Origin of the sequence: Nocardia sp. JCM 34519.1, from assembly GCF_020361265.1 — a bacterium.
Taxonomy (GTDB): domain Bacteria; phylum Actinomycetota; class Actinomycetes; order Mycobacteriales; family Mycobacteriaceae; genus Nocardia; species Nocardia arthritidis_A.
Window position 1 is genome coordinate 602,152 of the sequence record NZ_JAIRBR010000002.1, and the last position, 12,153, is coordinate 614,304.

Below are 12,153 nucleotides of genomic sequence, written 5' to 3' on the forward strand. Positions count from 1 at the left end.
CACTCAGGTGGACCGGCCTTCGGCCTTTCTCCGCCGCCCCCCGAAAGCCCTCGAAATTCGTCGATGCGACCGTGCCGAGCACAGTACCCTGCACCCGTCGAGTGCTACTTGATCGAGCTAGGGAGGGGTTCGCATGGTTTCGGGTCGGTCTGACGTACTGCCCAATCGGCTTGTGGGACATCAAATTCGATGATGCGCGTTTCGACGGGATCAAGGCGGCGCCGCCGAGCGGGTGCCAGGTCGAGGATGCGGGCGGTTACTTCGCGCTCGAATGCGAGCGCCAGGCCCCGACCTTGCTCGATGCGGTCGCCGAGCTGTGTGCCGAGATCCGCGCCGACCACGGGCTTATGATGTCCGACCTCGGCGTGGAGAAGGTCGAAGAATGGTGTTCCGACGGCCTCGATGGTTGGGGCGCAAAGATTTTGGGGCAGCTCCTGCTCATGGCGATCGAGCGCGCCCCCTTGCTCGGCTACCGGATCGACGATCTGATCGATTTCCTGCGAACCGCGGCAGGCGAGGACTGCGCTCCCGCTCGCTCGGCAGGTGATCGTTGAACGTGGAGCGATTCGACAACGAATTCCCTTGGCTTGGTTGGCTTCCCGAAGAAGCACGCGCTCAGTGTGCCGCCGAATTGCTGGCTTGTGCACAGGATGATTCGGTGACTGGATCGGCGCAGTTCGATCGAGCGGTGGTCGAGTGGCGGGCGACCGCCGAAATCTATGCGGAGCCCGAGTTGTTGCGGAGGCTGCGCGGACCGTTGGAGACGGATGAATCCCTCGAAATCGTGCGGACGGTTACTCGGAAAGGGTTCGGGTGCTGGGGTTTTAGGGAAACAGCTGGCCGTTGATCAGGGCGGGCTACTAGGTTTGGGGGGTACTGACGGGGCGGGAGCCTATGGGGGAGATATGCGACGGATTTTGGTGGGGCTGGTGGGGGTGTTGGTGGTCGGGATGGGGGCCGGGGTGGCGCGGGGTGATGCGTTCTCCAGCTCGAATTCCGGGAGTTGCTCTGGGACGCTTTCGGATTGGGGGTATTACTACGCGTACACCTACCAGTACGCGTACCTGCAGTCCGACGGTACCTTCGGGAACGAGAACCACAATTTCAACTTCAACGGGTTTCTCTCGAGTATGGAGGATGCGGCGCTCGTCTACGGGCGGAACTACAAGTGGGCGGTCTATCGCAAGGGGAATCTCGATCTCGCGGTGCCGTATGTGAGCGGGGCGGGGTTGTTCGTCGCGGACAACACATACGACAACCGCGACTGGATCAAGCTCTGCGATTACTGAGCGAAAGCCGGTGCAGTACACCGGCTTTCGGGTCAGATGCCGGAGACGTCCAGCACGGCGAACGGCAGGGTCGGGGTGCCCTGGCCCATCGGTCCGCCCTTGTCGAACTGTGACGCGGTGACCAGCAGTCGGTCGCCGACGTGCACCAGTCCGGTTGGGACGCTGAGGGCTTGGTCGGTGAACCGCTGCTCCTGGGTGGCCGTCGCGCCGTCGTCGGACAGTCGCCAGCGGGAGATGGAATTGGTCGAGTTGTGTGCGACCCAAAGGGTTTCGCCGCGCAGTTCGATTCCGTCGGCCGCCTGCATATCACCGCCGTTCAGCGTGACCTTGCGTACCGGATTCGGGTCGCCGGGGTTCAGCGACGCACGGAAGAGCCCGCCGCCGGTCATATCGACGGTCAGCAGGTAGCGGCCGGTCGGGTCGACGGCAATTCCGTTGAGGGTGAAGGCATCCGGTCCGTGCGGCGGAACGACGGCGCCGAGATCGATGGCCGGATCCAGTTCGCCGCAACCGCCGTTGGCCGCGGCCTCGGCGAATTGCCCTGGGGTTACTCGATATACGACCGGCCGTTTGCTGTCGGTGAGGTAGGCGGTGCCGTCGTCGGTGAAGGCCAGGTCGTTGACGAAGAAGGGATTCGTTGCGGCGACGGTGAATCGGGCGAGCCGATCGTGGGTCACGGTGTCGTACACCGAAACTCCGGCGGTCGAATCGATAACCCACAGGCGGCCCGCGGGATCCACCTTGACGCCGTTGGCGGTATTACGACCGTCGGCGCCCGGCGCGAGGAAGGTCTCGGCCGTGGTCGCGCCCGAGGCCGCGCGGAACACCGCGCCGGTGGTGTACGAGCTGACGTAGGTATCCCCGTTGCGCGGGTCGACGGCGATGCTCTCCGGGTACGCGCGGTCGCCGGGCAAGGTGTACGCGACCGCGATGGATGGATCATTCGCCGCGGTGGCGATCGCCTGATCGGTCAGGCCACAGATGACGATCGCGATGCTCGCCAGGCCGCGACGCAGCAGGTGGGACATGGTTTTCCTCTTGTTCTCAGTTAAGTCGAATGCAGACGCATCTTCGAACGTGTACGAACATAGATTAGAGTTCTAATAACAGTCAAGACTCTAATCATGGGATGGGCGGATACCATGCGGAGATGACCTCGATGCCCGCCGCGGAGCGCATCGGCAGCTTCATCAAGCGCGCCGAGCGGTCGCTGCAAACCGCGAAGACGAGCGCGCTGAAGCCGGCGGGTGTGACGGTTCCGCAGTACGCGGCCCTGCTCTACCTCACCGAGAACCCGGGTATCTCGGCCGCGGCGCTGGCCCGACTGTGCGGGGTCACCCCGCCGACGATGAATACGATCCTGGCCAACCTGCAGGACCGAGGTCTGATCGAACGCACGCCGCACGCCTGGCACCGGAATGTGTTGGAGACCAGGCTGACCGAGGCGGGCCGGGCGGTGATGGCGGATGCCGACGCGCGCGCGATCCGGGTGGAGCGTGCGCTCGCCGCCGAATTCACCGATGCCGAGCGGGCGGCCTTGGAAGACTTGCTGATTCGTTGCGCGGACCTACTGGATTCGATCAGGCCGGAAACGAAAAGCCCTGCCACGTAGGACGAATCGGTACCATCGCGACTGTCGTCGAATCGATCGGAGCGAGAAAGTGCGCCTGCTGCCCCAGCCCGACAGTGCGGATCTCGATCTGGTGCGGGTGCTCGGTGCGCTGGCCGATCCGGTGCGATTGGAATTGGTGCGCGCACTGCTCGGCCAGCGCGAGCCGATGCGGTGCGGTCCGGACCGATTCGACGTCGAGATCACCGCCGCCACCCTCTCGCACCACTGGAAGGTGCTCCGGGACGCCGGGGTGATCAGCACCTTCGCCTCCGGTCGCAACCGCTTGGTACAGGTGCGCGGCGACGATCTGGATCAGCGCTTTCCGGGTCTGCTCACCGCCATCTCGATCGAGCATCCCGCGGCGATTCGATGAGGGCCTGACATCGCTTCGCGTTGCCGTCCGGCCGGTTTCGCTGGGACGATGGGGTGAAGGCTGAAGCGGCGCTGTGGCGAAGGAGGCCTGCGGTGTTGGCGATCGAGGACAAACCGAAATTGGTCTGGCGGGTGGCCTTCGGGCTCGCCGCACCGGCGGCCGTGGTGGCTTCATTCGATATCAGTTGGGCGGCACTGGCTTTCGTGATTCTGGTGACGATCGGTTTCCTCGCACTCGTGGTCGATATCGTCGGATTCGCGCAGATCTCGCGTCGGCTGCGGATCTGGGGTCCGGGCGAAAGAATCTGATCCGCGCCCGGCGAGGGCTCGCTGGCTGCCCCGAGAACTGATGGCCCGATGGATGGTTCGGGCCCGGCAGAATTGGGCACTATCAGCGAAGCGGCCCGCAGTGGCCGAATCGTCCGGGGAGGAACGATGTTCAAAAAGTTGCTGCTGTTCGGTGGTTTGGTACTGGTAGCAGTCATGTTGCTGCTCCAGGCATTTGGTTATAGATGGGCCGGCGTGGTGGCCGTGATCGCCATGTTCGGCTGTATAGCCGTGTACGTGGCGCGTATGACGCCAGGGTCCGGTCGAGCGGCTCGTGGGCGAATGTGGACTGCGGGCGGCTCCGCTTCGACTTCGAATTACTACCCCCCGGACGGCGGCGGCCATCACGGACATCACGGTTGTGGCGGTGGCCACCACGGTTGCGGGGGCGGCAGCGGCTGCGGCGGGGGTGGCGGCGGCTGCGGCGGCGGCAGCAGCTGAGTTCGCGTGCACACCAACAGCTATCGCCCGCGAACAACGCGCGCACCGTGTCCGTATTGTCAGCAAATACTTATCGAATCGTGTCACAGAGTTTGATGTTCAGACCGCCAGAAATTGTTCTAAAGAGTTCCTTCAAAAAGGTTCCATAATTGATGTGATCGCTCACTATCACCTTTTTGGCAAACCTCCAGTGACATCAACCAACTTTGTCGTTTTCGACGGAACAGCTCTGCCTAAGCCCAAGGGGTTACGTCTGATTGGTCCGTTAAATACCGAGTGTGCAACTGCGCCGCCAACTTTCGGCTATCGCCCGATTGCGTATCGGTTGAAAGGAACACCCGGATCGGTGCCGGGGAACTGTAGGGCTTAGGTATTGTCTGGCCCAATGTCACAGGATGCGAATACGGGACGAATGTATGCCGGGCAACCCGTTGAGGACCGGCAACGTCAGCGGCGTGCGCGTTTTCTGGAATCGGGCCTGACGGTCTTCGCACGCGACGGCTACGCGAATAGTTCGGTCGGCGCCATCTGTAAGGACGCCGGGCTCTCCTCGCGACAGTTCTATGAGGAGTTCACCGGCCGCGAGTCCCTACTACTCGAGCTCTACGAGCAGATCGACAAGGAATCGCGCGACGCGGTGGCCGCGGCGCTCGCGGCGAAGGCCGATGCGAGTGCGCTGGAGATCATCGATGCCGCAGTGCGCGCGTACGTCGAGTCGATCGGCTCCGATCCACGCAAGGCGCGCGTCGCGCTGGTCGAGGTGGTCGGCGCCGGGCCGAAGGTGGAGAAGTTCCGCCTCGAGCTGCGCCGGGTCTGGGGTTCGCTGCTCGCCAGTGCCGCCGAGGACGCCGCCATGCAGGGCGAAATCCCGCCCGGTGACTACGAAATGCGGGTGCTCGCGATCATCGGGGCGGTCAACTACGTGGTGGATTCCTGGAGCGGTTCGGATCCGCGGCCGCCGCTGGACGATGTGATCCGCGTGCTCAGCCGGGTGATCATGGGCGCGGTCGGCGCCTGACGCCCGGCCGGCACCCGACGCGGTAGCGTGCGCGACATGGAGACAGTTCCGATCCAGATGCCGGACGGAAGCACCGTTCCGGTACGGCTGATCCCGGCCGGGGGCGCCCATCGTCACCCGGTCACCCCCGACGCACCGCGCCCGGTCGTGGTGATCGTGCCCGGGCTCGGCGTACCCGGCGGGTATTACGAGGGATTCGCGCTCGGACTGTCGCGGCGCGGCTTCGACGTGGCGATCGGCGAACTGCGCGGCAACGGTGACAGCAGGCCGAAGCCGAGCGCCGCCAGCGCCTACGGCTACCACGAACTGGTTTCGGTGGATTTCCCGGCGATGTTCGAGGTGGTGCGTGCCCGATTCCCGGACAGCACACCGTATTTGCTCGGCCACAGCATGGGCGGGCAGTTGGCGGTGATGTATGCTTCGCGCATCCGCGGTCGGCTCGGCGGGCTGGTCCTGGTCGCCTCGGGTACGCCGTATTACCGTGGCTATCGCGGGATTTCGGGTCCCGGCATGTTGTTCGGCACGGCCGCCGTCTCGCTGACCGCGAACCTCGCCGGGTTCTGGCCGGGAGATCGCTTGGGGCAGGCGGGATTCGGCCGCCAGTCCAAGGTGCTGATCTCGGACTGGGCGCGGTTGGCCCGCACCGGGCGGTTCGTGCCGGTGGGCGCCGATATCGACTACGAGGAGCGGATCGCCCGGCTGAAGCTTCCGGTGCTGGCCATCACGATGACCGGCGACGACCTCACCCCGCAGAGCTCGGCCGAACATTTGGTGGAAAAGCTGCCGCAGGCCGAGATTACGTGGTGGCGGCAGCCGGAACCGTTGGGACACAACGGCTGGATCACCGAATCGAAGACCACGATCGATCAGATCGAGAAGTGGTTGCGCGATCGCTGACCGCGCAGCCGATTCATGAGGCGCAGGAGTCGATTTCGTTGCCGACGTCCGGTGTGCTGTCCGGATACCGAGTCCACTCGCCGCCGTATCGCGCCCGCTGATCGAGTACGGCCAACTGGGCGGTGCCGATCAGTTCGGCGATGACCGGCGCCGCTTCGGCGGCGAGTTGCCGCTGCCGGGCCGTCCCCCGCAGCGCGAAACCGTATACGGCGACAAGGTTCCGATATTCGGCGGCCGGAAATACCTCGCCGCCCGCCACGATCGGCGGTGTCCGCGTGGATTCGGCGGGCAGGACCCATCGGTCGGCCCGGGCATCGCGGCGTCGCGGCTGGATGAGCGCCGAATAGCCGGCCAAAAGCGATGTGACGACGTCGATGCCGGGCTCGGCATCGCTGCATCCGCGCGCGAACGATCGAACCAGCGGGTGATACCGGTACCGTCCGGGATCCGGGCTGTCCAACAAACTCCGGTCGACGAGATCGTCGCAAAGCGCCTCGGCCGCACCGATTTCGCGATCGAGGACGATCGATGCCACGAAGCTGGTCAGGTCCGGTACCTCGGCATGCGCGAGCAGTCGGAAGGCCCGAGCCTGCTCGGCGCCCAGCCGCTGATAGTCGGATCGAAATGCCGCCTCCAGTGTCATGTCCTGGAACCGATACTCCCGCAGCGGATCTCGGCCGTCCAACAGCCGCTCGACGACACCGGATATCGGCCAGGACGGCCGCGCCGCCAACCGGGTGGCGATGATGCCGATGGCCAGCGGCAGCCCGCCGCACAAACTCACCAGGCGGCTGAACGCGGCGGATTCGGCGGTCGGTCTGGCGTCGCCGATGGTCCGGCTCAGCAGCGCCGCCGACTCCTCCTGCGTGAGGGAGCCGAGCGGCAACCGGAGTGCGGTAGGTGTCGCGGTGATCGGGCCTCGACTGGTGACCAGGACCGAGCTCGCGGCCGCGCCGGGTAGTAGCCACTCGAGCTGTCCGGGGGCGTCGGCGTTGTCGAGGACGATCAGCACCCGGCGGCCCGCGACGACGGAACGAAACATGGTCGATTGCTCGAAGACGTTGTCCGGTATTTCGGAGTCTTGAATTCCGAAGGCGCTCAGGAAGCGTCGCAGTATGGCCGTGACGTCCACGGGGCCTCGGAGGTCGGCGTAGAGCTGGCCGTCCGGAAACCTCTCCCGCAATCGATGTGCGACATGGACTGCGAGCGCACTCTTGCCGACTCCGGCCAGACCTGTCACGGAAATAATGGTTCCGGGCGTCGCCGCCGCGACGAGCTGCTCGACTGCGGTGGTCCGCCCGATGAAATCGACTGTGCCCGCAGGTAATTGCGCTGGCACCGGAAGTGCGGGAGTGGCGGGCGCCACGGTGTCCGGCCGGTGTTCGCTCGTGGGCTGGTCGTCGTTCAACAGGCGGCGGTGCAGATCGGACAACTCCGGACTCGGTTCCAGCCCCGTGTTTTTCACGAACCAGCGCCGGGCGTCGCGGTAGGCGCCAAGTGCGTCGAGCCGCCGCCCGCTCTGCGCCAACGCGGTCGTCAGCAGCAACCACCACTTTTCGCACTGTGGTTCGGTTCGGACCAGCGCCGCCAACCGGGAGATGGCATCGGTATAGTCGCCCGATTCGATCTGTATCTCAATGCGCCACTGGCGCAACATATCTCGCGTTCGATATAGCCGCGCGCGCTCGCCCTCCGCCCACGGACCCGGCACACCGGACAGCGGTTCGCCGCGCCACAGCCGCAACGCCTCGGCGATCTTGTCCGCCGCATCGCCGAGTCGCCCGTTCATCCGGTCGCGGCGTGCCTGTACCGCCAGCTCGTCGGCGGCCATGGCATCGGTGCTCAGTTCCCCGTCGAATCGGTATCCGCCGCCGACCCATCGCACGTCGGCATCGAAACAACCGTGCTGCCGGAGCGTGGCGCGCAGCGAGGAAACATAGTTGCGCAACGAACTCCGCGCCGATTGCGGCGCGCCGGAACCCCAGATGCCATCGATCAGCTTCGTCGCGGAAATCGTCTGTCCCGGCTGATTGGTGATCATGGCCAGGGTTGCCTGCTGCTTCGGCTGTTGCGGGCCGAGGTGGACGACTCGATTGATCGAAACCTCCAGCGGGCCGAGCAAACCCACGTATACAAACGACACAGCAACCCCTTATCGCACATCTTCGGCTCTAAAGGTTGCCCAAGCGAGTCGCGAAGATGGAATATGCCAGCCCTGGCCGGAAACGGCCTGGACGCTTCCGGCCAGATGTCAAACCCACCCGAGGCGAGCGGCTTTCACGCCCGCCTCGAATCGGCTCCGTGCGCCGAGCCGCCGCATCAGACCCGTCGTCACGCGGCGGCTGGTGCGTGCGGATATCGCCAACCGCCGGGCAATTGCCTCATCGGTCATCCCCTCGGCGAGGAAGCGCAACAGTTGGCGCTCCTGCGCGCTCAGATGCGTGTCATCCGCCGCCGCGATTCGGTTGAACGGCTCGGAGATATCCCAGGCTTGTTGAAAACATGCGGCGAGGGCGGCCACGGTTCTCGGCTCGCGCAATACGACTACTCCGTTGAATATGTCGTCATTGTTCAGCGGGATCAGTGCGACGGTGGAATCGAGCACGATCAGCTCGAGCGAGAGCGCGGGCACGGTGCGAATCTCGTTGCCCACCCGCGCGAGCAGGTCGGCATAGTGCCGGGTAACCGGATCGTGCCTGGCGCTTTCCGGAACGATTTTGCGCAGTTCGACACCGCGGAACAGCGCGGAGAGATGTTGTTCGAGGATGGGCGCCGCCATGACCTCGGACGGGACGGCATTTCGGGTGGCGGCGTACCACGAGGTCTGCACCTCGTTGGCGTATTGGCCGAGAAAGGCGTGCAGGGAATCGATCCCGACCAATGTTTCGTGCTGATTCGATACGCCGTTGGATTCGGGGTGCGCCGACTGCCGCGCAATCATCTTTTCGACGGTCAACATCAGTTGCTGCTGCCGCAGCAACTCTTCCTGTCTGCGGCGAAATACGCTCTCGCAAGCCGTTTTCGGATCGATCACATGCCAGCGCCGCGGATCGTGGACCGAGCGGCGCAACAGGGTCATATCCGTCAGAGCCGCGAGCGCGGCCGAAACGCGGCCCTCGGTGATGCCGAGATGGTCGCGCAACTCCGCCGCACCCCACTCCGGATTACGCACCAAAGCCTGGTAGACGCCGATTACATCGTCATGCCCGAGTTCGGCTGCCGCGTCGACCATACCTGTGGCTACCTCCTGTCCGATCGACCTGATAGTTGATCACGGACAGCGCGGACCCTCGTCGAGTGGTACCTCAGTTCAGCGCAACCGACTCCAGCTCTCGGTGATGACCGTTGGTCTGCCGGTGGTGCGCGTGCGTCGACGGATGCGGCATGATCCGATCGATGCTCGACAACAGCAGCGCCGAAACCACGAAGGTGAAGTGAATGACGGTCGGCCACAGGTAGCTCGCCATATGCCCGCCCGGATTCGGGTCCTGGGTGAGACCGATGAACGTCTTCAACAGGTGAATCGACGAGATGCCGACGATCGACATCGCCAGCTTCACCTTCAACACATTCGCGTTCACCTGCGCCAACCACTCCGGCTGGTCCGGGTGATCGTCGATCCGCAGCCGCGAGACGAATGTTTCGTAGCCGCCGACGATCACCATGATCAGCAGGTTCGAAATCATCACCACATCGATCAGGCCGAGCACGGCCAACATGATGTTGGTTTCGGCCTCACCGCCGTGCTCGAACAGCCCGGCCACCAGCTGCCAGAGGTCACGGAGAAACTGCCATACGTAGGCCGCCTGCGCGACGATCAATCCGACGTACAGCGGTAGCTGAAGCCAGCGACTCAGAAATATGAAGTAGCCCAAGTGAGTTCGCGACACTTGCTGCTGTTTGTTCGGTGAATCCATGAGCCGAAGTACAGCACACCGCAACGGGTGTCCGGGAAATCAACTCATCACCGAAATATCATTCGGACTTCCGTCGTGCGCGGGCAATGCCGGTCGACGGCCTACGGCGGCAATGAACGGATAATCGATGGATAAATCGACGATCCGCTATTGCCGCCGCGGTGGCCGACGGCTACTTCTCCATCAGCATCTGGGTGAAGAATTCGTATATCAGCGCGGCCTGGAACGCGGACTGCTTGTTGTCGGCCGCGCCGCCGTGGCCGCCCTCGATATTCTCGTGGTACCAGACCGGATGCCCCTGCGCCTCCAGCAGCGCGGCCATCTTCCTGGCATGCCCGGGATGTACGCGATCGTCGCGGGTCGAGGTGGTGAGCAGGATGGGCGGGTAGGCGGCATCGGCCTCCATTGCTTTCTGGTACGGCGAGTATTTCGAGATGTAGGCCCATTCCTCCGGCTTGTCCGGGTCGCCGTATTCGGCCACCCAGGACGCGCCCGCCAGCAGCAGGTGGTAGCGCTTCATATCGAGCAGCGGCACCTGGCAGACGATGGCGCCGAACAGTTCCGGGTAGCGGGTGAGCATCACGCCCATCAGCAGGCCGCCGTTGCTGCCGCCCACCGCGCCGAGCCGGTCGGGTGTGGTGATGCCGCGTGCCACAAGGTCTTTGGCGATCGAGGAGAAATCCTCGTACACCTTATGCCGGTTCTCCTTCTGCACCGAGGTGTGCCACAGCGGACCGTATTCGCCGCCGCCGCGGATATTCGTCATCACCCAGGTGCCGCCGTTCTCCAGCCAGCCGATGCCGGACGCGCCGCTGTAGGCGGGGGTGCGCGAGACCTCGAAGCCGCCGTAGCCCGACATCACCGTCGGGCGCGGGCTGTCGCGGTGGTCGCGATGCCGGATCACGAAGTACGGCACCATGGTTCCGTCGTCGGAGCGGGCGAAGAACTGTTCGGTCTCGATGCCGTCGGAGTCGAAGAAGCCCGGTTCCTGCTTCAGCTTGGTGGTGCTACCGCCGACCGAGCTGGCCAGCAGGGTGCCGGGGGTGGTGAAACCGCTTGTGGTGAGCATGAATTCGTCGCCGCCCTCGAGCGGGTCCAGATTCAGCACGCTGGTGGTGGCCATCGGCGGTGTGTCGGCGAGCGGTTCGATGGCCCACGTTCCGGGGGTGAGGACGTACAGCTTGGTCTGTACATCCTCCAGGGTGATCAGCAGCAGATAGTTCTCGGTCCAGCCGTAGCCGTGCAGTGCGGTATGTGCGTCCGGCGTGAACAGCACCTCGAATTCCCGTGCGCCGGAAAGGAATTTGTTGAAATCACTGACCAGCAGCGCACCCGCCGGATACGTGACGCCGCCAACCTCCCAGTCGGTCTTGAGCCGGATGGTGAGCCAGTCCTTGTACCAGGACTTACTGGCATCGCTGGGCGCGTCTATGTGGACCAGCGTGCCGTCGGATTCGACGAGATACGCCTCCTCGTTGAAGAAGTCGGTGGCCCGGCCGACGTAGTGCCGCTCATAGCCCGGGGTCCGGTCGTAGCCGGCCGAGACGGCGACATCGGTTGTCTCGCCCTCGAATACGGTGACCGCCTCGGCGAGCGGCGTCCCGCGCCGCCAGCGTTTGACGATGCGCGGATAGCCGGAATCGGTGAGCGAGCCGGGCTCGAAATCGGTTCCGACATAGACAGTGTCGAGATCGATCCAGCTCAGCTGCGATTTCGCCTCGGGCAGGTAGAAGCCACCGTCCGCCGGGTCGATGAATTCCCTTGTCTCCATATCGAATTCACGGATCACCTTGGCGTCCGCGCCGCCGCGCGAGAGGCTGATCAGCGCGCGGCTCTGTTCGGGCCGCAGCACGCCCGCCCCGCCCCACACCCAGTTCTCCTCCTCAACGGCGGCAACGCTGTCCAGATCGATCAGCACGTCCCACTCCGGGGTCTCCTTCGCGTACTCCTCGAAGGTGGTGCGCCGCCACAGGCCGCGCGGATGTTCGGCATCGCGCCAGAAGTTGTACAACCAGCGTCCGCGGCGGCCCGGGTAGGCGATTTTGGTGTCGGTATCGAGCATCGCCAGGATTCGGCGCTCGAGCTCGGTGAACCGGTCCGACGACGCGAACCGGTCGATTACCACGTCGTTGTGCGCGCGGGCCCAATCGAGGCACCGCTCGTCGGTCACTTCCTCGAGCCAGAGGTAAGGGTCGGTCACACTCTCGTCAACGTGGGTCATCTGCACATTGTTGCCAAGCCACATCTCGAAACGCCGAAAACGGGGAGTTGCTGTGATAT

General features: G+C 64.4%; 13 protein-coding genes. 8 read left to right on the top strand and 5 right to left on the bottom strand.

The window, feature by feature from the left end; genetic code table 11:
- The first annotated feature begins 170 nt into the window (after positions 1-170).
- Together LGY53_RS09055 and LGY53_RS09060 are read left to right on the top strand one after the other, a co-directional pair.
- Complete coding sequence (locus LGY53_RS09055; protein WP_225726167.1) at positions 171-554, top strand: hypothetical protein; 384 nt, start codon at positions 171-173, stop codon at positions 552-554.
- A 351-nt stretch (positions 555-905) separates the two neighbouring features.
- The gene (locus LGY53_RS09060) at positions 906-1,289 is read left to right on the top strand and encodes a hypothetical protein (protein ID WP_225726168.1); all 384 of its coding nucleotides are present in this window, start codon (positions 906-908) and stop codon (positions 1,287-1,289) included.
- Between the two features lie 32 nt (positions 1,290-1,321).
- On the opposite strand, the gene LGY53_RS09065 is transcribed toward LGY53_RS09060, so the two are convergent.
- The gene (locus tag LGY53_RS09065; protein WP_225726169.1) at positions 1,322-2,317 is read right to left on the bottom strand and encodes an SMP-30/gluconolactonase/LRE family protein; all 996 of its coding nucleotides are present in this window, start codon (positions 2,315-2,317) and stop codon (positions 1,322-1,324) included.
- A gap of 122 nt (positions 2,318-2,439) precedes the next feature.
- Between LGY53_RS09065 and LGY53_RS09070 the strand changes: the two genes are divergently transcribed.
- The 6 genes from LGY53_RS09070 (at position 2,440) to LGY53_RS09095 (ending at position 5,956) form a co-directional block, all read left to right on the top strand.
- Complete coding sequence (locus tag LGY53_RS09070; RefSeq protein ID WP_225726170.1) at positions 2,440-2,901, top strand: MarR family winged helix-turn-helix transcriptional regulator; 462 nt, start codon at positions 2,440-2,442, stop codon at positions 2,899-2,901.
- A 49-nt stretch (positions 2,902-2,950) separates the two neighbouring features.
- Positions 2,951-3,274 (top strand): helix-turn-helix transcriptional regulator, encoded by a 324-nt coding sequence (locus LGY53_RS09075; RefSeq protein ID WP_225726171.1) that lies wholly within the window; start codon positions 2,951-2,953, stop codon positions 3,272-3,274.
- Between the two features lie 92 nt (positions 3,275-3,366).
- Positions 3,367-3,582 (top strand): hypothetical protein, encoded by a 216-nt coding sequence (locus tag LGY53_RS09080; RefSeq protein WP_225726172.1) that lies wholly within the window; start codon positions 3,367-3,369, stop codon positions 3,580-3,582.
- 385 nt (positions 3,583-3,967) lie between these two features.
- A complete protein-coding gene (locus LGY53_RS09085) occupies positions 3,968-4,411 on the top strand; it encodes a hypothetical protein (RefSeq protein ID WP_225726173.1) in 444 nt (147 codons plus the stop codon).
- Between the two features lie 15 nt (positions 4,412-4,426).
- Positions 4,427-5,059 (top strand): TetR/AcrR family transcriptional regulator, encoded by a 633-nt coding sequence (locus tag LGY53_RS09090; RefSeq protein ID WP_225726174.1) that lies wholly within the window; start codon positions 4,427-4,429, stop codon positions 5,057-5,059.
- Positions 5,060-5,095: 36 nt separating this feature from the next.
- Positions 5,096-5,956 (top strand): alpha/beta fold hydrolase, encoded by an 861-nt coding sequence (locus LGY53_RS09095; protein WP_225726175.1) that lies wholly within the window; start codon positions 5,096-5,098, stop codon positions 5,954-5,956.
- A gap of 13 nt (positions 5,957-5,969) precedes the next feature.
- On the opposite strand, the gene LGY53_RS09100 is transcribed toward LGY53_RS09095, so the two are convergent.
- The 4 genes from LGY53_RS09100 to LGY53_RS09115 form a co-directional block, all read right to left on the bottom strand.
- Entirely contained in the window at positions 5,970-8,099 is a 2,130-nt protein-coding gene (locus tag LGY53_RS09100; protein WP_225726176.1) for a BTAD domain-containing putative transcriptional regulator, read from the bottom strand.
- A gap of 108 nt (positions 8,100-8,207) precedes the next feature.
- A complete protein-coding gene (locus tag LGY53_RS09105) occupies positions 8,208-9,188 on the bottom strand; it encodes a LuxR C-terminal-related transcriptional regulator (protein WP_225726177.1) in 981 nt (326 codons plus the stop codon).
- 73 nt (positions 9,189-9,261) lie between these two features.
- Complete coding sequence (locus LGY53_RS09110) at positions 9,262-9,873, bottom strand: TIGR00645 family protein (RefSeq protein WP_225726178.1); 612 nt, start codon at positions 9,871-9,873, stop codon at positions 9,262-9,264.
- 172 nt (positions 9,874-10,045) lie between these two features.
- Complete coding sequence (locus LGY53_RS09115; protein ID WP_225726179.1) at positions 10,046-12,094, bottom strand: prolyl oligopeptidase family protein; 2,049 nt, start codon at positions 12,092-12,094, stop codon at positions 10,046-10,048.
- Positions 12,095-12,153: the final 59 nt, after the last annotated feature.

What these genes read in the sequence shown, in the direction of transcription:
- LGY53_RS09060 (WP_225726168.1), top strand. Translation starts at nt 906, where the DNA reads ATGCGACGGATTTTGGTGGGGCTGGTGGGGGTGTTGGTGGTCGGGATG.
- LGY53_RS09065 (WP_225726169.1), bottom strand. Translation starts at nt 2,317, where the DNA reads ATGTCCCACCTGCTGCGTCGCGGCCTGGCGAGCATCGCGATCGTCATC.
- LGY53_RS09070 (WP_225726170.1), top strand. Translation starts at nt 2,440, where the DNA reads ATGACCTCGATGCCCGCCGCGGAGCGCATCGGCAGCTTCATCAAGCGC.
- LGY53_RS09090 (WP_225726174.1), top strand. Translation starts at nt 4,427, where the DNA reads ATGTCACAGGATGCGAATACGGGACGAATGTATGCCGGGCAACCCGTT.
- LGY53_RS09095 (WP_225726175.1), top strand. Translation starts at nt 5,096, where the DNA reads ATGGAGACAGTTCCGATCCAGATGCCGGACGGAAGCACCGTTCCGGTA.
- LGY53_RS09105 (WP_225726177.1), bottom strand. Translation starts at nt 9,188, where the DNA reads ATGGTCGACGCGGCAGCCGAACTCGGGCATGACGATGTAATCGGCGTC.
- LGY53_RS09110 (WP_225726178.1), bottom strand. Translation starts at nt 9,873, where the DNA reads ATGGATTCACCGAACAAACAGCAGCAAGTGTCGCGAACTCACTTGGGC.
- LGY53_RS09115 (WP_225726179.1), bottom strand. Translation starts at nt 12,094, where the DNA reads ATGACCCACGTTGACGAGAGTGTGACCGACCCTTACCTCTGGCTCGAG.